This window comes from Geodermatophilus poikilotrophus (assembly GCF_900111455.1).
GTDB lineage: Bacteria > Actinomycetota > Actinomycetes > Mycobacteriales > Geodermatophilaceae > Geodermatophilus > Geodermatophilus poikilotrophus.
Map to the genome: position 1 here is coordinate 355,566 of NZ_FOIE01000001.1, position 19,128 is coordinate 374,693.

17 protein-coding genes are annotated in these 19,128 nt (G+C 74.7%); 9 read left to right on the forward strand and 8 right to left on the reverse strand.

The features are described from left to right. Nucleotides 1-55 precede the first annotated feature (55 nt). Nucleotides 56-2,767: a helix-turn-helix transcriptional regulator gene (locus tag BMW27_RS01615; protein ID WP_091438082.1), complete on the forward strand. Its 2,712-nt coding sequence runs from the start codon at nt 56-58 to the stop codon at nt 2,765-2,767. A 235-nt stretch (nt 2,768-3,002) separates the two neighbouring features. Here the strand turns inward: BMW27_RS01615 and BMW27_RS01620 are convergent, their stop codons facing one another. Next, nucleotides 3,003-3,779 carry a glycerophosphodiester phosphodiesterase gene (locus tag BMW27_RS01620; protein WP_175486277.1) on the reverse strand — a complete coding sequence of 259 codons (777 nt, stop codon included), beginning with the start codon at nt 3,777-3,779 and terminating at the stop codon, nt 3,003-3,005. A 350-nt stretch (nt 3,780-4,129) separates the two neighbouring features. Here BMW27_RS01620 and BMW27_RS01625 point away from each other — a divergent pair, with 350 nt between their 5' ends. Then, nucleotides 4,130-4,897 carry a ParA family protein gene (locus BMW27_RS01625; RefSeq protein WP_139206805.1) on the forward strand — a complete coding sequence of 256 codons (768 nt, stop codon included), beginning with the start codon at nt 4,130-4,132 and terminating at the stop codon, nt 4,895-4,897. A gap of 347 nt (nt 4,898-5,244) precedes the next feature. On the opposite strand, the gene BMW27_RS01635 is transcribed toward BMW27_RS01625, so the two are convergent. Together BMW27_RS01635 and BMW27_RS01640 are read right to left on the reverse strand one after the other, a co-directional pair. After that, the gene (locus BMW27_RS01635; RefSeq protein ID WP_091438091.1) at nt 5,245-5,892 is read right to left on the reverse strand and encodes a response regulator transcription factor; all 648 of its coding nucleotides are present in this window, start codon (nt 5,890-5,892) and stop codon (nt 5,245-5,247) included. Further along, nucleotides 5,880-7,619, reverse strand: a complete 1,740-nt coding sequence (locus BMW27_RS01640) for a sensor histidine kinase (protein WP_245743247.1) — start codon at nt 7,617-7,619, stop codon at nt 5,880-5,882. The genes BMW27_RS01635 and BMW27_RS01640 overlap by 13 nt, the downstream gene beginning before the upstream one ends. Nucleotides 7,620-7,779: 160 nt before the next feature. On the opposite strand from BMW27_RS01640, the gene dacB reads away from it, so the two are divergent. The 3 genes from dacB (at nt 7,780) to BMW27_RS01655 (ending at nt 12,008) form a co-directional block, all read left to right on the forward strand. Next, entirely contained in the window at nt 7,780-9,384 is a 1,605-nt protein-coding gene (gene dacB / locus BMW27_RS01645; protein ID WP_245743248.1) for a D-alanyl-D-alanine carboxypeptidase/D-alanyl-D-alanine endopeptidase, read from the forward strand. 100 nt (nt 9,385-9,484) lie between these two features. Continuing rightward, complete coding sequence (locus BMW27_RS01650; RefSeq protein WP_091438096.1) at nt 9,485-10,735, forward strand: serine hydrolase domain-containing protein; 1,251 nt, start codon at nt 9,485-9,487, stop codon at nt 10,733-10,735. Between the two features lie 91 nt (nt 10,736-10,826). After that, nucleotides 10,827-12,008, forward strand: a complete 1,182-nt coding sequence (locus tag BMW27_RS01655; RefSeq protein ID WP_091438099.1) for a serine hydrolase domain-containing protein — start codon at nt 10,827-10,829, stop codon at nt 12,006-12,008. A gap of 305 nt (nt 12,009-12,313) precedes the next feature. Here the strand turns inward: BMW27_RS01655 and BMW27_RS01660 are convergent, their stop codons facing one another. Then, the gene (locus BMW27_RS01660; protein ID WP_091438102.1) at nt 12,314-13,063 is read right to left on the reverse strand and encodes an alpha/beta fold hydrolase; all 750 of its coding nucleotides are present in this window, start codon (nt 13,061-13,063) and stop codon (nt 12,314-12,316) included. Between the two features lie 181 nt (nt 13,064-13,244). On the opposite strand from BMW27_RS01660, the gene BMW27_RS01665 reads away from it, so the two are divergent. Continuing rightward, complete coding sequence (locus BMW27_RS01665) at nt 13,245-13,895, forward strand: GntR family transcriptional regulator (protein ID WP_091438105.1); 651 nt, start codon at nt 13,245-13,247, stop codon at nt 13,893-13,895. Nucleotides 13,896-13,912: 17 nt separating this feature from the next. Here BMW27_RS01665 and BMW27_RS01670 read toward each other — a convergent pair whose 3' ends face one another. Further along, a complete protein-coding gene (locus tag BMW27_RS01670) occupies nt 13,913-14,266 on the reverse strand; it encodes a nuclear transport factor 2 family protein (protein ID WP_091438107.1) in 354 nt (117 codons plus the stop codon). A 170-nt stretch (nt 14,267-14,436) separates the two neighbouring features. Here BMW27_RS01670 and BMW27_RS01675 point away from each other — a divergent pair, with 170 nt between their 5' ends. Continuing rightward, the gene (locus BMW27_RS01675) at nt 14,437-15,141 is read left to right on the forward strand and encodes a MerR family transcriptional regulator (protein ID WP_245743249.1); all 705 of its coding nucleotides are present in this window, start codon (nt 14,437-14,439) and stop codon (nt 15,139-15,141) included. A gap of 179 nt (nt 15,142-15,320) precedes the next feature. Here BMW27_RS01675 and BMW27_RS01680 read toward each other — a convergent pair whose 3' ends face one another. After that, nucleotides 15,321-15,974 carry a trimeric intracellular cation channel family protein gene (locus tag BMW27_RS01680; protein WP_091438110.1) on the reverse strand — a complete coding sequence of 218 codons (654 nt, stop codon included), beginning with the start codon at nt 15,972-15,974 and terminating at the stop codon, nt 15,321-15,323. 552 nt (nt 15,975-16,526) lie between these two features. On the opposite strand from BMW27_RS01680, the gene BMW27_RS01685 reads away from it, so the two are divergent. Together BMW27_RS01685 and BMW27_RS01690 are read left to right on the forward strand one after the other, a co-directional pair. After that, a complete protein-coding gene (locus BMW27_RS01685; RefSeq protein ID WP_091438113.1) occupies nt 16,527-16,847 on the forward strand; it encodes a TraR/DksA family transcriptional regulator in 321 nt (106 codons plus the stop codon). Nucleotides 16,848-16,969: 122 nt separating this feature from the next. Beyond that, the gene (locus BMW27_RS01690; RefSeq protein ID WP_245743250.1) at nt 16,970-17,437 is read left to right on the forward strand and encodes an STAS domain-containing protein; all 468 of its coding nucleotides are present in this window, start codon (nt 16,970-16,972) and stop codon (nt 17,435-17,437) included. On the opposite strand, the gene BMW27_RS01695 is transcribed toward BMW27_RS01690, so the two are convergent. Together BMW27_RS01695 and BMW27_RS01700 are read right to left on the reverse strand one after the other, a co-directional pair. Beyond that, on the reverse strand, nt 17,329-18,180 hold the full coding sequence (locus BMW27_RS01695) for a CPBP family intramembrane glutamic endopeptidase (RefSeq protein WP_175486279.1): 852 nt from the start codon (nt 18,178-18,180) through the stop codon (nt 17,329-17,331). The two genes, BMW27_RS01690 and BMW27_RS01695, sit on opposite strands and share 109 nt — an antisense overlap. Next, on the reverse strand, nt 18,177-19,121 hold the full coding sequence (locus BMW27_RS01700) for an alpha/beta fold hydrolase (protein WP_091438118.1): 945 nt from the start codon (nt 19,119-19,121) through the stop codon (nt 18,177-18,179). Before BMW27_RS01700 ends, BMW27_RS01695 begins: the two co-directional genes overlap by 4 nt. Nucleotides 19,122-19,128: the final 7 nt, after the last annotated feature.

Here is a 19,128-nt window from a genome sequence, read left to right on the forward strand (position 1 = left end):
GGCGCCCGTCACGGGACGGCCGTCACCGGGCGATCGCGGGCTACGCTGAGCCGCTGTGCTCTTCGGGCGGGACAGGGAGCGCGGGGTCATCGACGCGGTGCTGGCCACGGCAGGGACCGGAGGCAAGCCGGCCGTGCTGGTGCTCCGCGGCCCGCCAGGTGTGGGCAAGACCGCGCTGCTCGAGGACGTGGCCTCCCGGTGGCCGGACGTGCGGTTCCTCCGCGCACAGGGCCTGGAGTCGGAGTGCGAACTGCCCTTTGCCGGGCTGCACCAGTTGCTGCGCCCGCTGCTCCGTCACCTGGCCGCCCTGCCTCCACCGCAGGCGCACGCCCTCCGTTCAGCGTTCGGCCTGGAGGCCGGCTGCCACCAGGACCGCTTCCTGACGTCGGCCGCTGCGCTGAGCCTGCTGGCCGAGGAGGCGGCCAGCACGCCCGTGTGCTGCCTCGTCGACGATGCGCACTGGCTCGACGCGACCTCGGCCGCAGCGCTGGCCTTCGTGGCGCACCGACTCGGCACCGACCGGATCGCCCTGCTCCTCGCTGCCCGGGACGGCCCTGACCAGCGGTTCCCGGCACCCGAGTTACCGGAGTTGCGTCTGGGCGGTCTGGACGAGGACTCGGCTCACCGGCTGCTCCGTCACGCGGTCGGCACGGACGTGGACCCGGGGGTCGCTGCCGAGCTGGTGACGCGGACCGACGGCAATCCACTGGCTCTCCTCGAGCTGCCCGGCGTCCTGAGCCCGGCCGCACTGTCCGGCAGGGACTCGCTGCCCCATGCGCTACCGATGAGCGAGCACCTGCAGCAGGCCTTCCTCGACCAGGTGCGGCTGCTGCCCGAACCGGCTCGCCGACTGCTGCTGGTAGCGGCGGCGGACGACACCCAGCGCACCTCCGTGATCCTGGCGGCCGCCGAGGAGGCAGGGATCGACCCGGCGGCACTCGGCCCCGCGGAGCGGTCGGGCCTGGTGCGGGTGCGTGGAGGTGAGCTGGGCTTCCGTCACCCCCTCGTACGCTCCGCGGTCTACCAGGCCGCGACGACGGACGAGCGACAGGCCGCCCACCGGGCCCTGGCGTACGCCCTCGAGGGCGGAGGCGACGCCGACCGGCTGGCCTGGCACCGGGCGTGGGCTGTGTCCGGTCCGGATGCGGCCGCGGCGGCCGAGCTCGAGCAAGCCGCCGAGCGCGTTCTCGCCCGCGGTGGCCACGCGGCGGCCGCAGCGGCGCTGGAGCGAGCCGCCGACCTGACCGCCGATCGTGAGGTCCGGGCTCAGCGGCTGGCCGCCGCCGGGGAGTCGGCCTGGCGGGCCGGGTGGCTCGGCCGGGCCGCCGGTCTGCTGGCGACCGCCGGCTCCTTGACCGATCAACGGCTGTTGCGGGCCGACATCGAGCACCTGCGGGGCGCCATCGAGCTCGGCGCGGGGTCGGCACAGACCGCCGTGAGCATCCTGGTGCCGGCCGCGCGTGAGGTCGCCTCCGTCGACGTGGGGCGCGCGCTGCGGATGCTGGTCCTGGCAGCGGACGCGGCCGGTCAGGCCTCCGATCCCGCTGGGATGGCCGAGCTGGTCGCTCTCGGCAACAGCCTCTCCCCCGGGGAGGGAGCACGCGAGCAGGCGCTGTCCGCCCTCCTGGCTGCGTGCGGGGCCTTCGCCGCCGGGGACTTGTCCGACCTCGTTCGACGGCTGCGCACGACCGTGAGCCTGGCCGAGTCCATGGGGGATGAGGAGATGCTCGTGCTGGCCGGCCGGGCGGCGCTCGGGATCGAGGACACCGCGGCGCACCGCCTGCTGTCCACGGTGGTCTCACGGCAGCGGGCACGGGGTGCCATCAGCGAACTGCTGCCGCCGCTCACCCGACTGGCCCTGGCCGAGATCCTCACCGGACGCTGGAGATCGGCGGACACCACCGCACACGAGGCGCTGGAACTGTCGCGGGCGACCGGCCACCGGGAACTGTCTGCCTTCCCGCTCGCCTGGCTCGCCCTCCTCGCCGGGATCAAGGGACACGCGGCAGACCTCCGGGCATCGACCGAAGCCGCGGAACAGGTGACTGCCACCCACCCGGTCGTCCTCGCAGCCGACACGCTCCACTGGGCCCGCGGCAGCTTCGAGCTCGGCGCCGGCCGGCCGGCGGCGGCGCTGGCCCACTTCTGCCGCATCACCGACCCGACGGTGGCGTTCCTCTCGGCCCTGGATCGCATCGAGGCCGCGACGCTGGCCGAGTCCCCCCGCCTCGCCCGCGACTGGCTGCGCCCTCTCGAACAGTTCGCCGCCAGCACCGACCTGGCCTGGGCGGCGGCGCGGGCCGCCTACTGCCGCGCGCTGCTCGCCGACCCGGACTCGGCCGGACCACTGTTCCGGGAGGCGCTCGCCCATGCCTCCGCGGCCGAGCGCCCATACGAACACGCCCGCATGGAGCTGGCCTACGGGAGCTTCCTCCGCCGGCGGAGACGACGGGTCGACGCCCGCGAGCACCTCCGGAGCGCTCTGACGATCTTCGACTCGCTCGGTGCCACGCCGTGGGAGGAACGGGCCCGCGTCGAACTCCGCGCGACCGGTGAGTTCCCGCGGTGCAGGGATCCCTCACAGATGCGTCGACTCACTCCTCAAGAGGTGCAGGTCGCCCGCCTGGTGGCCGACGGCCTCCCGACCCGCGACGTCGCCGCTCAGCTGTTCCTCAGCCCCCGCACGATCGACTTCCACCTGCACAACATCTTCACCAAGACCGGCATCACTTCCCGCACCGAACTGGCCCGCCTACCCCTGGAGTGACCTCCGTGGGCCACTGGACCGTTCCCGGGTCGGTCGACTCCGTGCCCTGGGGCTCCTGCCTCGCAGGGAGGACCAGCACCGCGCGTGTCGCTCCTCGGACGCTCCCCCACCGCGGTGTTCCTCCAGGTGAGGAGCCCGGGGCGGCCGGCGCGACCGAGGTGGCCGGCCTGGTGCTCACCCGTCGAGAGGGCGACCGACACCGCACTGCGGCCGAGCGGCCTGAGCCGTGTCCGGGTCAGCCGGCGACGCCTGCGGCGTCGGCGGAGGTGGCGCCCGCCCGGGCGAGCCCCAGGCCGACCGGGTCGTCGGTGCACAGCAGGTCGACGCCGAGACCGGCCATCCGCTCGGCCTCGTCCGGGTCGTCGACGATCCCCACGGCGACCAGGAGGCCGCGGGCGAGCACCCGGTGGACCACGGCGGGGTCGTCCCGCACGTGGGTGACGTGCAGGTGGACGTCGGTGAGCCCGTGCGCCCGGGCCCGCAGTGCGGCCCGGTCCGGGTCGGCACCGGGTGCCACGATCAGCGCTCCGGAGACGGTGCCGCACCCGGCCAGCGATGCCGCGGTGGCCAGGTCGAACGACGTGGTCGTGACCCGGTCGGCGTCGGGCCGTCGTCGACGCCGGTCCTCGAGCAGCGCGGCGAGCAACCGGGCGGTGCGCCGCGCGTCGGGGCCGCCGGCTTCCGGCTTGACCTCGGTCGCCACGTACGCCCCGTGGACGGCGGCGAGGTCGAGCACCTCGGTCAGGGTCGGGACGCCGGTGCCGCCGGGCAGGGCGACGGAGCGGAGCTCTGCCAGCGGCGTCCCCGCTACCACGGGGCCGGTGCCGGGGCCGGTGCCGAGGACGCGCCCGAGGTCGCCGTCGTGCGAGAGGACGAGGACGCCGTCCTCGGTGGCCCGGACGTCGACCTCGACGCCGTCGACGCCCGCCTGCAGGGCGGTGCGGACGGCGGCGAGCGTGTTCTCGGGGTAGGTGGGGTGGAGGGGCGTGCCGCGGTGGCCGATGACGCGCATGGCCGCACGCTGTCGGCGCCGGACGGCGTCCCGATGGCCGCGACACGAGCCCCGGGTGGCTCGTGCGTGAAGCCCTGCACCAGGCACCAACCGTTGACCCGTCGCGGCTCCCGCTCGGATCGAGGCCGTCGGCCATCCGCCCCTCGCACCGTCGCTCGACCCTGGAGGCCGGGCTCGCCACCACGGCATGGACGGCTCCCGGTCCGGGGCACGGCGCGGCGCGGCGCGACCGGGCGGCTCCGCGTCGCCGGGTGGGGACGGTGGGCACCGTGGGCCGAGTGGGGCGCGCCCGTGCGCCGCACCGGCTGACCTCCACCACCCGGGCAGCGACGGTCGTCACACTCCCGTGCATGCGCTTGGCCGTGTGCTCCTCCAAGGGAGGCGTCGGCAAGACGGCGACCGCCGCCAACCTGTGCGTCGCCCTCGCCCGTCGAGGTCGAGTTCTCGCGGTCGACACCGATCCGCAGGACAGTCTCGGGCGCGCGTTCGGCGTCGTCGCCAAGGGCCGGGACGACAGCTTGGCGGCGCTCCTGGAGGACCCGGTCACGGAGGCTCGGGCCGCCATCCGGCACGACGTCGTGCCCGGGCTGGACCTGCTCCCCGCCCACCCGGCCCTCGAAGCGGTGTCGGTCCAGCTGGCCGGCACCGGTGGTCTGGTCACCAGCATCCGGCGCGGACTGCGACCGCTGCTCGCCGAGTACGACCACATCGTGCTCGACACCCGGGGGGACCTGGGTGGGCTGACCCTGGCGGCGGTCTGCGCCGCCGACACCGTGCTGACCGTCTTCACCAGCGACCCGGGCTCGGCGCTGGGCGTCGTCCGGGTCGCCGCGTTCCTCGAACAGCACCGGACGTACGAGAACACCTCCGCCGTCCTCGTCGGCGTGGCGTGCGTCGACTGGGACAAGGACGGGCGAGCCGCCAAGGAGGTGTTCGGCGCCTTGGCGGGGACCGGACTGCCGCTGCTCGAGACCCGCGTGCCGACGTCGCGCCGGGTACCGACGAGCGCACTGGCCAAGCGCCCTGTCGTCCTGTCCGCTCCCTCCAGTCCGGTCGCCCGTGCCTACCTGGCGCTGGCCGACGAGGTGCTCGCCAGCGCAGAGAGGCTCCACACATGACCACCGGCAACCGACCTCCCACCCCCAGCGCGGGTCGGGGGCGGACGATGCAGGACGAGCTGCTCCACGACCTGCGCCAGGCCACCCCCGTGCCGATCGTCCCGACAGCCGGGGAGCAGGCCGCGTCGCAGCCGCTGCAGGGCCCGGGACCCCGGGAGCGGCAGGCCCCCCTGCTGCAGGTCCAGGTGACCGTGCAGCGCTGGTCGTGGCCCCGCGCCCGCGTCCTGCCTGGTGCACGGGGACTGTCCGTGGGCATCGGACCGGTACGCGTGTCCTGGACACTGGGCGGACGCTGATCCGGGCCAGGAGTCAGCGGGAGACCCGTGCTGGTGGACCCGGGGAGCCGCTCACGACGAGAGGTAGCGGATCACCGCCAGTACCCGGCGGTGGTCGTCGTCGCTGGGCGCCAGGTCGAGCTCGTCGTAGATGTGGGACGTGTGCTGCACGACCGCCCGCTCGGTGATCGACAGGGTCCGGGCGATCGACGCGTTGGTCCGGCCCTCGGACATCAGGGCCAGCACCTGCTGCTGGCGAGGGGTCAGCCGGTCGAGCGCACCGTGGTGCCCCCTGGCGCGGGCGACCATGAGACCCACGACCTCGGGGTCGAGGACGGTGCCCCCGGCGGCGATGCGGCGGAGGTCGTCCGTGAACGCGTCGACGTCGGCGATCCGCTGCTTGAGGAGGTACCCGACGCCCGACGAGCGATCCCCCAGGAGTTCGACGGCGTAGGCGCGCTGGAGGTGCTGCGACAGCACGAGGACGGCGATCTCGGGGAGGTCCCGGCGGATCTGCACCGCCGCCCGCAGGCCCGCGTCCTTGTGATCGGGCGGCATCCGGATGTCGGTGACGACGATGTCGGGACCGTGTTCCTCCGCGCTGCGGACCAGCTCGCGTGCGTCCCCGACCGCAGCGACGACGTCGAACCCGGCCGCCTCCATCACGTGCGTGAGCCCGGTTCGCAGCAGCGCCTCGTCCTCGCCGATCACGACCCGCACGGCAGCTCCACGAGCAGGCGTGTGCCGCCGCCGGCCGGACTCTCGATGTGGAACCGGCCGCCGAGGGCGTCGACACGGTCGGCGAGGCCGCGCAGCCCCACACCACCCGCCTGGGTCGCCCCACCGACGCCGTCGTCGGTCACGCCGATGACGAGCCGCGTCGACGCGTGCTCGAGCGTCACGGTCAACGTGTCGGCCGCGGCGTGCTTGACCGCGTTGGTCAGCGCCTCCGCGACCACGAAGTAGGCCGTCCTCTCGACCGTCGCCGGCAGGCGCCCGTCGACCTCGACCACCGCCAGCCGGGTGGGCAGCGGCATGCGGTCGACCAGGTCCTCGATCGCCGCGGTCAGGCCCCGCTCGACGAGGGCGGCCGGCATCAGGGCGTGGACGATCTCCCGGAGGTGGCGGGCGGCACCGTCGATGCCGACGCGGAGGCGCGTCGCCGCGTCGGGGAGACCGGCCGCCCCGCCGGTGCGAGCCAGTTGCTGCGCCTCTAACGCCAGCAGGACGAGCTCCCCCTGCAGACCGTCGTGCAGGTCCTGGGCGATGTGCTGCCGCGCCCGGTCCCCTGCCTCGACGAGGCGGGCGCGCGACTGCCGCAGGTCGGCATGGCTGGCCCGCAGCTCGGCCGTCAACCGGTCGTGGTCGATCGCGAGGGCGGCCACCTGACCCGCCCCGCGGACCAACTCGGCGTCGTCGATGACCGTCGCGTCGTAGACGATGGCGCCGATCCGTCTCGACCCGAGCTCGATGTCGACCAGGTCCCGGTGCTCGCCCAGCGCCTCCGTGTCGACCGTGGCGCCGTCGCCGTCCACGGAGGAGCGCCCGTCCCGCGACGCGTAGACGACCTGCAACGACGTGTCCCCGAGGGCGCGACCGAGGGCATCGGCGAGCAGCTCCGGGGTGGCGGCGGACGACGCCAGCCAGGCGCTGAGCTCCTGGATCTCGGCGGTCCTCGCGAACCCACCGCGCAGCATCGCCGCCGCGAAGGCGACGGGCACCCCGGCCAGCACGACGATCTGGAACCCGACCACCTGCGCGACCGAGAGACCGGCGGACGGACCCAGGAGAGGACCGAGCGGCGTCGCCAGGACGGCCAGGATCCCGTAGGCGTACAGCGGCAGCAGGACCCCACGTTGGCCGGGCGTCGCGGTGCGCAGCCGGTCGACGAGCACACCTGCGGTCACCAGCATCACGACCATCCCCGCACCTCGCTGGAGCCAGGTGCCGGCGGAGAGGAGATCCGCCCGGTGACCGACGGAGAGCATGCCGCCCGGGCTGGCACCCGGATCGAAGAGGTAACCCGGGACCTGCAGGACGAGCGACACCACGAAGCCCCCGGCCACCGTCAGGCGAGAGGTGCGCGAGCGGAGACGGCCGGACGGGAAGGCGTGCAGGAGCCACACCACCACGGCCAGCGGGGTGGTGGCGAGCACGACACCGACCGCCACCAGGACGGGCGTCGCGGTGTTGGCGAGGGCGACCACGAACCACGACAGGGCCCCGACGACCATGATCGGGCCGGTCCGGTTGCTCGGCCGGCGCCGCCACGCCTCGAGCCCCGCAGTCAGATGGACGAGTCCCCCGGCCGGGAACAGGGCGAGCAGCCACCACGGAGCGACGTCCTGGTCGGCGAGCAGGGCGATCTCGACGCCGGCGACGACGGCACCGAACACGCCGATCAGCGCGAGGCTGACCACCAGCGCCCGCGCCAGGGACGATCGCACACCTCCCCGATGCGCCATCGGCGCAGCATGGCACCGGCGACGGGCGCTCGGTGCAGCATCGCACCGGCGACGACTCGCGCGAGACCCTGTACCCAGGTCCAGGTCGGCGGGCCACTCCGGTCCATTGCCCGGCGGTCACGGCGTCGCCAGGGTCGCCTGCGTGAACCGTCGAGCGGCTGCCCTCCCGTTGCTCGTGTCGACCGTCGTGCTCACCGCGGTCACCTCGTCGACCGGGTCGTCCGCCTCGCCGGGCGAGGGGCCCGGCCCCCAGCCGCAGGTCGGCGACCTCCCGGCTGCCGCCGCCGCGATCATGTCGAAGCCGGAGTTCGAGACGGCCCGGTGGCTCTACTCCGTCGCCGAGGCGGAGACGGGCCGGGTCGTCCTGGCCGGCCGTGCCGGGGAGTCCGTCTTCACCGCGTCGACCGCGAAGAACTTCACCGTCGGCACCACGTACGCGACGCTGGGCACCGACGCCACGCTCACCACGCCGGTGTACGCGACGGCCGAGCCGGCCGGTGGCGTCCTCGCCGGCGACCTGGTGCTGGTGGCGTCGGGAGACCTCGCCATGGGCGGCCGCGGCGCCATGAGCGGCCGCGTGGACCACGCGTTCACCGCCGACACGATCGACCACGTCTACGGCGACATCGCGCCGAACGCGGCGTTCGTCCCGGACGACCCGTTGGCCGGCCTGGACGACCTCGCCCGGCAGGTGGCCGCCTCAGGCGTCACCGAGATCGCCGGCGACGTGGTCGTCGACACCCGGCTGTGGGACACGTTCGACGGCCAGGAGGGACCCGCACCGTCGATCTACGTCAACGACAACATCCTGGACATCACGGTGGCGGCGGCCGGGATCGGGCAGCCCGCCGTCCTCGACCTCCGCCCGCGGACCCAGGCCGTCACCGTGGAGTCGACGGTGACCACCACGGACGCGGGCACGCCGACGTCGCTCGCAGTCACCGCCGATCCCGACGACCCCACATCGGTCACGGTCAGCGGCACCATCGCGGCCGGCACGTCGCAGCTCACCATCCACCGCGTCCTCGACGCCGCGTCCTGGGCGCGCACCCTGTTCGTCGAGGCACTCGGCCGCGCCGGGGTCGCGGTCACCTCCTCCGCCGTCGGACCCAATGACGAGGCGGGGTTGCCGCCCACGGGTTCCTACGCGGCCGAGGACCGGGTGGCCGCCCTGACCTCCCCACCGATGAGGGCCTTCGGTCGGATGATCCTGGAGACCAGCTACAACACCGGTGCGAACGCCCTGATGTGCCTGCTCGCGGTGCACGGCGGCTCGCCGGACTGCCTCGACGGGCTGGCGGCGGTGCACTCCCAGCTCGACCGGGCCGGTCTCGTCGCCGAGGACGTGGTGCTGTTCGACGGGCAGGGCGCCGACCCGGCCTCGACGACCCCGGACCAGATGGTCGCCTGGATGAGGTGGGCGCAGACGCAACCCTGGGGCGAGGAGCTCGCGGCCGACCAGCCCGTCCTCGGGGTGAGCGGGACGCTGGCGAGCACGGGTCAGGACGGTCCCGCCGCGGGCGAGGTCGCGGCCAAGACCGGGACGAGCGTCGACGTCGACCCCACCACGGGCCGCGTGCTGTACAAGGTGCAGAGCCTCGCCGGCTACCTCACCACCGAGCGGGGCGAGCGGTTCGTGTTCTCCCTGTCCATGAGCGGGGCGACGTACCCCGACGTGCCCACCGGTCTGCACGACGCCAACGAGGACGTGGCGGCCGTCGCCGCGGCCTTCCAGCAGGCGCTGTGACGCCGGCGGAGCACCCGGCCGGTGCGCGACGTGGCGCGGACACCCGGACACCCGGACGCCCGGCAACCCCCCTGACCGGTTACCCCTCGGGAGGTCGACCATGACAGCTGCAGAGCGCTCGTGCGGGTCGCGTCGTGCCCGGCCACCCGGTCCGCTGGCCGCCTCGATCGCGACGACGGCGGTCGCGCTGCTGGTCGTGGCTGCCGCCCCGGCGGACGCGTCGCCGGGGGGCGCGACGGCACCGTCGGAGGATCCGGCGTACGCCGCGACGGTCAAGCCCGAACTCGACCGGATCGTGGAGGACCTGGCGGTCACCGGCGCCGCCGTCCTGGTGCGGTCCCCCGAGCTCGGCGACTGGGCCACCACCATGGGCACCCGGACCTGGCACGGCACCGAGCCGGTCACGCTGGCCGACCACGTCCGGATCGGCAGCAACACCAAGACCATGACGGCCACGGTGGTCCTGCAGCTGGTCGACGAGGGCAGGATCGGCCTGGACGACCCGGTGTCGCGGTACCGCCCGGACGTGCCCAACGGGCAGAACATCACCATCGCGCAGTTGCTCGACATGACCAGCGGGCTGGCCAACTACACCGAAGACCTCGAACTGAACGAGCAGATGGACAGCAACCCCGGCCGGGTGTGGAACCCGGAGGAGCTGCTCGCGATCGGCCTCGCCGAGCCGCCCGCCTTCCCCCCGGGCGAGGGGTTCCTGTACTCCAACACCAACTACGTGCTGCTGGGCGTGGTCATCGAACAGCTCACCGGGGTCCCGGTGGAGCAGGCCTTCCAGGACCGGGTCTTCGACCCGCTGGAGCTGGGCGAGTCCTCCTTCCCGGCGCGGACCGACGCCTCGATCCCGCAACCGCACCCGCGGATGTACACCTTCGGCACGAACGTGGAGACCATCGACAGCCTCGTGCTGCCACCGGAGGTCCAGGCCGCTGCCCGCGCCGGCACCCTGGAGCCGATGGACGTCACCGACGCCAACCCCTCCTGGGGCTGGACCGCGGGCGCCGGGATCTCCACCGCGCAGGACCTCGCCGACTACGTGGAGGAACTGGTCGACGGGTGCCTGCTCAGCCCGCAGCTGCAGCAGGAGCGGATCGCCAGCGTCCAGCCGGTGGACCCGGACGACCCGGCCAGCCCCGGCTACGGGCTCGGCCTGGCCAAATTCGGGCCCGTGTACGGACACAGCGGTGAGCTGCCCGGGACCAACTCCTTCATGGGCCACGACCCGGTCCGGGACATCACCGTCGTCACCTGGGCCTCCACCGCGCCCGCACCCAGCGGCGAGGGCCCGGCCGTCGAGCTCGCCAAGGCGGTGATCGCCGAGCTCTACGCCGGCTGACCAGCACCCCCTGGCAGACCGGGTCGGCACGACGGGGGGCCCGGGCCGCGCGGACACCACACCGTTCCCTCCACGGGAGGAGCTGTTCCCCATGCGCCGATGGATGCGCCCCGCCGCCCTCGCCCTCGCCGTGCTCGCCGGGGCCGGGACGACCGGCTTCACGGCCACCAGCGCTCACCCGGCCGGGTCCGCTCCTCCCCCGGCCGCGACCCTCGACCCGGACCTCGCCGCACAGGTCGACGATCTGGCCCGGGCCGCACTGACCAACGGCGTCACCGGCGCGGTGGTCGGCATCTGCGACCCGGTCCGGGGGAGCCACCTCCAGGCCTACGGGACCGCGGACACCGCAGGGACCCCGATGACCACCGACGTGCACTACCGCATCGCCAGCGTGACGAAGACCTTCACCGCCCAGGCGGTGCTGCGCCTCGCCGACCAGGGGAGGCTGTCCCTCGACGACTCCCTGGACGAGTACGTCCCCGACATCCCTCACGGGGACGAGATCACCGTCCACCACCTCCTGGGCATGCGCGGCGGCGTGTACGACTTCGTCGCGGACGAGGAGTTCATGGCGCGGTACGTCGCCGATCCGCTCCTGCCGGGGTGGTCCCCCTACGACGTCCTCGAGATCATCCGCGCGCACGCCCCCGAGGCCCGCCCGCCCGACCAGGCGACCGTGTACTCCAACTCCGAGTACGTACTGCTCGGGCTGGTCATCGAGCGGGTCACCGGCCGCTCGGCACAGCAGTACACCACCTCGGTGATCGAGGACCTCGGCCTCCCGGAGACGTCGTACCCCACGACCGCGGCCCTGCCGGAGCCGTTCTCCCACGGCTACAGGAACACCGACAGCGAGCTGGCACCGGCCGACCCCGCTGCGGAGGAGCCACGGGACGTCACGCTCAGCAATCCCGAGGTCCCGTACACCGCCGGTGCGGTCATCTCCACCGTGCCGGACATGACCCGCTACGCCGAGCAGCTGGCGACCGGGGTGGGCCTCGCCCCGGAGACGGCCCGGCTGCGCCAGGGGTGGACGCCGTTCACCTCGACCGGCGTCCGGGTGCAATACGGCCTCGGCGTCCTCCAGATCGGGAACTGGGTCGGCCACAACGGGTCGATCTTCGGCTACAGCGACGTGGTCTCCCACCTGCCGGAGGAGGAGGCGAGCGTCGTGGTGATGGTCAATGCCGCCGACGGCGAGGCCGTCCCCGCGATGGACCTCTGGGGTGGGATCGTCAGGCTGCTGTACCCCGACAGCCTGCCGACCTGGTGACCGTCAGGTCACTGCGGTCCACCCCGGGCACGCGGCACCCGCGGGCCCGGCCCGGCACGAGCGCCGCGGCGCACCCGCCAGCGCATCCGACGCGGAGGGCCACCCGGCCGATCACCTCGGACACGCCGCCGTCGCGGTCGTCCCGCAGCCGGTACCGGGCCCTGCACTCCCCCGGGTCGCGGGCGACCCCTGGGGACGAGCGGGTCGGCCGAGATCTCCTATACGTCGCCGGCCGGATCCTGCACCCCGGGGAGGGCCCGTGATCGCCGACCGCGGGGCTCCCTCCTACGCCCGGGCCCCCGGGATCAGGCGGCCGTCGCGCGGGCGGCCTCGTCGATCAACTGCGCGACGACGTCGGGCCGGGAGACGGTGACGGCATGGGAGGCGTCCACCTCGACCGCGTGCGACGTCGCGCGCTCGGCCATGAACCGCTGCGCCTCGGCCGGGACGGCCAGGTCCTGGCGCGTGACGAGGGTCCAGGACGGGATGGTCTTCCAGGCCGCCTTCGTCGCCTTCTCCCCCAGGGCGTCACCGGTGATGGGCCGCTGCGTCACGGCCATCAGCTCGGCGACGTCCGACGGCACGTCGCCGGCGAAGACCGGCTGGAACGCCTCCTGCTCGATGTAGAGGTCGTCGACGGTCCGCTCGTCGGGTCCGCGGACGGGCACCGGGCGCAGGGCGGCCCCCAGTTCGTTGCCCGGGAACCTGCCGGCCAGCTCGCCGGTGCTCTCCCCCTCGTCCAGCAGGAAGCTGGCGACGTACACCAGCGCCTTCACCTGCGGGTGCCCGTCGGCGGCCTCGCTCATGACGCTGCCGCCGTAGGAGTGGCCGGCGAGGACGATCGGCCCGTCCACGCTGTCCAGGACGTCGCGCAGGAACTCCGCGTCGCTGTGCAGTGCCCGGAGCGGGTTGGCCACCCCGATCACCGGACAGCCGTCCCGCCGGAGCCGGGTGATCACGCCGTTCCAGCTGGACGAGTCGGCGAAGGCCCCGTGCACGAGCACCACCGTGGGCTTGGTCGTGCCGGTGCGGGTCTCGATCGTGCTGCTGGTCATCGCTCCCCCTCTCGGTCTTCGGGCGACCGGTGCCGCCCCTCCGGTTGTGCACCCGGGTGCACGCCCCCGCCAACGTGTCCGGCATGCGATATATTGCATACCAATGGGCGGACGGGGAAGGGTCCTCTTCGCGCTTCCCCGTTCCGCGTTGCCAGCGCCCGACAGGTCAGGAGGTCCACCCGTGCCGATCCCCCCGACGGACCCCGGCCTGGACCGCGGCCTGCTGCGCGACGACGTCTACCGCCGCCTGCGGGACGCGATCGTGGACGGCACGTTCGCCCCCGGGGAGCAGCTCAAGGACCTGGAGCTCGCGGCGTGGCTCGGGGTGAGCCGGACCCCGGTCCGCGAGGCGCTGCTGCGCCTCGCACAGGGCGGGCTCGTCCTCGCCCGGCCGGGCCGGTCGACGGTCGTGAGCACGCTCGACGCGCGCGACATCCGCGACGCCCGCGACGTCGTCGCGGCCATGCACGAGCTGGCGGTCCGCGAGGCGGTCCCCGCCCTCCTCGACGGCGACCTGGAGGCCATGCGCGAGGCCAACCACCGGTTCACCGCCGCCCTCGGGTCCGGGGACGTCGAGGCGGCCCTGCGGGCCGACGACGAGCTGCACGGCGTGCTCGTGCGCATCGCCGGCAACCGCGCGCTCGCCACGGTGCTCGAGCAGTTCACGCCCACGGTGCGCCGTGCCGAGCGGCTGCGGTTCGCCTCCCTGCGAGGCCGGGACTCGGTCCGCCAGCACGACGAGCTGATCCGGCTCTGCGCCGGCGGGGACGCCGAGGGTGCGGCCGCCGTCGCCTACGACACCTGGCACAGCCTGCCGAGCGCCGAGGGATGAGCACCGGGAACCGGCCGTCACGGCGCGATGACGAGCTCCGCGATGAGGTCCCCGTCCACCGCGAAGCGGTAGCGGAGGTCGACGACGCCTCCGGGGAAGTCGCCCTCCAGGCGGTTGGTGACGACCCAGTGCGCGCCGTCGATGCGCTGCGCACCGACGAGGTCGGTGGTGTAGCTGAACTCGGCGCCGGCCCTGGACAGGAAGCGGCGGATCTCATCGGTCCCGCGGTAGGTCGTGCCGTCGTCGACGACCACGGCGGTGGGGGCGAAGCCACGCAGCGCGGCGTCCGCGTCGTGGGCGACGTGCGCGGTGAGGTACCCGAGGACCGGAGCGGGGAGCTGGTCGGGCCGGGTGCTGGTCGGAGAGGTCATGCCCCCACCGTGCTGCCTCTCCGAGCGGGAGGGTCGAGCGCTGGACCCTCCCCCGGGGGGAGGGTCCACCGTGGCGGCGTGCTGGCGATCGGTGAGTTCTCCCGGCTGACCCACCTGAGCGTGCGCACCCTCCGCCGCTACCACGACGCGGGCTGCTCGAGCCGGCGACCGTGGACGACGCGACCGGCTACCGCTACTACAGCGCAGACCAGATCCCGACCGCCCAGGTCATCCACCGCCTGCGCCAGCTCGACGTGCCGCTGCCCGACGTCCAGCGCATCCTCCGCTCCCCGGACCCGCGTGCTCGTGCCGGCCTGGTCGCCGACCACCTGCACCGGCTCGAGTCGGAGCTGGACCGCACCCGCGCCGCGGTGGCCTCGCTGCGCCGGCTGCTGCGACCGGAGCCGACCCGGCTGGACGTCGAGCTGCGCGCGGTCCCGGCGACGACGGTGGCCGCGGTCGAGGACGACGTGTCGCACGACCAGGTCCTCCCCTGGTACGCCGGAGCCATGGCCGAGCTGGACGCGGTCGTCGGCGGAACGACCGGCGTCCCCGGAGGGCTGTACGACAACGCGCTGTTCGAGGACGGCCGCGGCCACCTGCTCGTGTACCGGCCGACGGCCGATCCGCCGCGCAGCGGCCGCGTGCACCCGGTGACCCTGCCGGCGGTCGAGCTGGCCGTCACCACCCACGTCGGCGAGCACGACGACATCGACGTCACCTACGGCGAGCTCGGCGCCTGGGTCGTGGCGAACGCGCTGGCCGTTGCCGGGCCGGTGCGGGAGCACTACCTCGTGGGCCCGAGGGACACGGCCGAACCACGTGCGTGGCGCACCGAGATCGGCTGGCCCGTCTTCCGGGTGGCCCCGCGTTGAGCGAGGCGGACGGCCGTAGCCGGTACCAGGTGTCCCCCGACACCTGACCACCGGCTGCCGGCCGAGTGGACTCCCAGGGCTCGGGCATCAGGAGGCAGTCGGTCGACGGGCCGGAGCCGTCTGCCCGTGCACCGTGTCGCCCTCCCGCGCCGGCCTGGCCGGCCGCGTGGCGACGCCGGTCAGCGCGGTCCGTCGTCATCGGACCGCGGGTCGAAGGCCCGCGGGGGCATCGGTGCGTCCAGGTCGTAGTGGACACCGACCATGCGGATGCCGAAGCACAGCACCGCCGCACCGACCGCGGTGGCCGGGCCGTGGACGTCGAGCAGGGTCAGGACGACGGTGGCCGTGGCGCCGATCAGGGCGGGGATGGCGTAGAGCCCGCTGCTCAGCACCGACGGGACCTGCCGGACCATGACGTCTCGCAACGTCCCGCCGCCCACCCCGGTGAGCGCGCCGAGGAGGACCGCCTGGACCGGGCCCAGGCCCAACTGGAGCGCCTTGCCGGCCCCGGTGACGGCGAACAGGCTCAGGCCCGCGGCGTCCAGCACGGTGATGGGTGTGTTCAGCCGCTCGAGGTGGCGGCCGGAGACGAAGGCGATCAGGCCGCCACCGGCCGCGACGGCCAGATAGCGCCAGTCGTTGAAGGTGGCCGGCGGGACGTCGAGCAGGACGTCGCGGATGATGCCGCCGCCGAGCGCGGTGATCATGCCCAGGGTGACGACGCCGACGATGTCGAGCCGAGCCACGCGCAACGCGGTCAGCGCGCCGTTGAGGGCGAAGGCGAACGTGCCCAGGAGGTCCAGGGCGAGCACCACCGGGGACTCCGTCGTCATCCGGCGGTTCTACCAGCGGCGGTGACCGGGGCCGTCCCTTGCCGGTCGCCGGCAGACTCGGGCGGCCTGAGTTGACCGGCCACTGCCGTGTCCGGGACCGATGACCGGCGGGCATGGTGGGCTCAGGTCCGCGGAGGGCGGAGCACACCCCCGCTCCCCGGGACCCAGGCAGTCGGCCGCGACGTGCCCGTGAACCGGGTGCCCGATGCGACCGGCTGCCGTGGTGCCGCCCGATCCGGCCGGCCGCCAGCGTCGCCGGCCGGCCGGACGCACGAGGAGGAGGGGTGACCCGGGTGGACGCACACACGGTGCCGACCTCCGGTCTTGCCGTGCCCGCCGGGTCCCCCGCGCACCGTCCGTCGCCGGTGACCGGTGGCGGGCTGCTGGCCCTGGCGCTGGGCCTGCGGGCCGGGGCCTGCGCGGCCTGGACGTGCTGCGACGCAGCCAGGACCGCGCACCACCGGCGAGCGCCTGACCCTCCCGGGTCCTCCGCCCTCGCTCCGCGCGTTCCGCTCCGGTGGGACGCGTCCTCGTTCCACCCAGGAGAACGCCATGACCACCCTCAGCCCTGCTCCCACCACCGCGTCCCCGGACCGGGCCCCGTCCCGGGTGCTGCTGGAGACCCAGCGGGCCGACTGCGCCCGGCAGCGCGAGCTCGCCCTGGCCGAGACCGCCACGTCGATGCCGGACCCGGTCACGGTCAACCGCGCGGCGAGCCTGCTGCGCACCATCGGGGAGATCGACGCGGCGCTGGAGCGCATCGCCGCCGGCACCTACGGCACGTGCGTGCACTGCGGGAGCGCCGTCCCCGCCGAGCGGCTGGAGTTCCGGCCCTTCGCGGCCGCCTGCGTCTCCTGCCAGCAGACCCGCTGAGCGGACCACGCCGCGGCCGCGCGTCCCACCCGGCCGTCCACCCCCCGAGCAGCCACCGGAGCTGGCCCCGTTCGACCCGTTGCGCTGACCCCCTCCGCTCTCCTCCCCGCTCGGAGCCCCCCGTGCTGCACCCGCCCGCCTCCCCAGCCGCTCCCGACCCCGACCGGCTGCTGTCGGTCAGCGCACTGCCCGGCCCCCGCCCCGGTTCCGTGGTCGTCGAGGTCATCGGCGAGGTCGATGCCTACACCGCTCCGCTGCTGGACGTCTGCCTGGACTCGCAGGCGAGACAGCGCGGCGTGCGCGAGGTCGTCGTCGACCTGAGCCGGGTGACCTCCCTCGGTGCCGCCGGCGTCACCGTGCTGGCCCGGGCGCACCGCCGGTGCGGGGTGCGCGGCGCGCGGCTGGTGGTCCACACGGGCGGGCGGCGCCGGTTGCTCCGCGCGCTGCAGCTCACCGGGGCGCCGGGGTCGTCCGCACACCCTCAGTCCGGCGGAGAGCCGGTACCGCCGTCCGACGGCGGCAACCGGAGTCCGCCGGTGACCACCAGTCCGGCCGCGACGGCGACCTGGAGTCCGACGAACAGCAGGTAGGGGCGCCAGTCGCCGTCCGTCTGGGGCAGGGAGATGCCGAACAGACCGAGCGCGCTGTGCAGGGCGACCGCGGGCAGCACCGAGCCGCCGGTGTGCAGGAACACCCAGGTGTAGCTGACGGCGCACGCCGGCAGCTGGACCAGCAGCAGCCACACCGGCGTCCCCTGGAGCACCGCCCCGCTGGTCCAGTACAGCGGGGCGTGCCAGACCGCCCACACGACACCCAGCAGCAGGCTGGCCACGACCGGCCCTCTGCGCCGCAGCAGGCGGGGCAGCGCGAACCCGCGCCAGCCCAGCTCCTCGCCGAGACCGTCGGTCAGGGCCAGCCCGAGGAACAGGAGGACCAGCCCCGCCGGCCCGGCCTCGACCGCCTGCGGCCGGACCGCGGCGGCGTCGCCCCCGAGGAGCACGTGCAGCCACGCGGTGGCCGCCCACAGGACGGCGGGTCCGGCGAGCACCACGGCCCACCAGCGGACGCCGACCCGCCACCGGGTCAGCCGGGCGCCCAGCTCCAGGAGCGCCGGACGACCGGTCCACGCCGCGGTCAGGACGGCGGCGATCGCCGGGCCGTACGTCCACCCCGCGCCCAGCCCGGATGCCCACCGGGTGTCCAGCACCCCCGTCGACTCCAGCGCACGCGGCACCCACACCGCCCAGGTGATCGCGAAGGCCAGCAGCAGGAAGCCGGTGAGCGCTGCCCGTTCGCGTGCGGACCGGGCGACCGGGGTGCGGGTCCCGGTCACCGGGAGCCCGGCCCGTCGCCGGCGAGGATCCGATCGGCGGTCCAGGCCGGGTCCTCGACGGCGAGCAGGTGCCCGACGCCCGGCCGCACCTCGAAGCTCCAGTCCGGTCGGGTCGCGGCGAGCTCGCGGGCCCGGTCGGCCGCCGCCAGCGGGTCGTCGGCTCCGTGCAGCCACAGCGTCGGGACGGGAACGGCGGCGAGCGTGCGCCGCCAGGCCCGCGGCCGGGCGAGGAGGGCCATGGTGCCCAGCAGCGCCGCCCACTGCTCGGCCCGACCGGCGGCGGCGTCGGGGCGGGCGGCCCGGTCGCGGGTCTCGGCGACGGCGGCCGCGATGCCGTCGGCGGGGATCCGGTGCAGGTGCGGGGTCGCCTGGCGCAGCTGCCGGTCGACCACCTGCTCCGGCGGCAGCGCGGCCAGCTGCCGGGCGACCGCGCCGGCCACGCCGGGCAACCGGAGGAATGCCAGCTTCGCCGCGATGGCCGGGTCCAGCCGGCCGGCCGTGCCCGGCACCGGTGGGCTGAGCAGCACCAGCCGGCGGATCGTCTCCGGTGCTGCGGCCGCCTGCAGGACCGCCAGGACGCCGCCCATGGAGTGCCCGAGCAGGACCACCGGCTCCCGGACGACCTCGCGGACGAACCGGTCGAGGAGCCGGCGGTCCGCGGTCACCGCATCGGGGCGGGAGCCGGTGGGCACCCCGCTGCCGCCGTGGCCGAACAGGTCGACGGCGAGGACCCGGTGGCTGCCCGAGAGGAACGGGGCGAGCAGCCACCAGTTGAGGGCCGAGCCGCCCAGGCCGTGCACGCAGAGCACGACCGGCGCGCCGGCCGGACCGCCCAGGTCGAGGTGACGGACGGGACCGTCGAGGTCGGTGGTCGCGGAGACGGCGCCGGGTGGCCACGCCACCGGGGTCCCGGGGCTGGTGAGGGCGGGCGGCTGGGACACGGGAGGC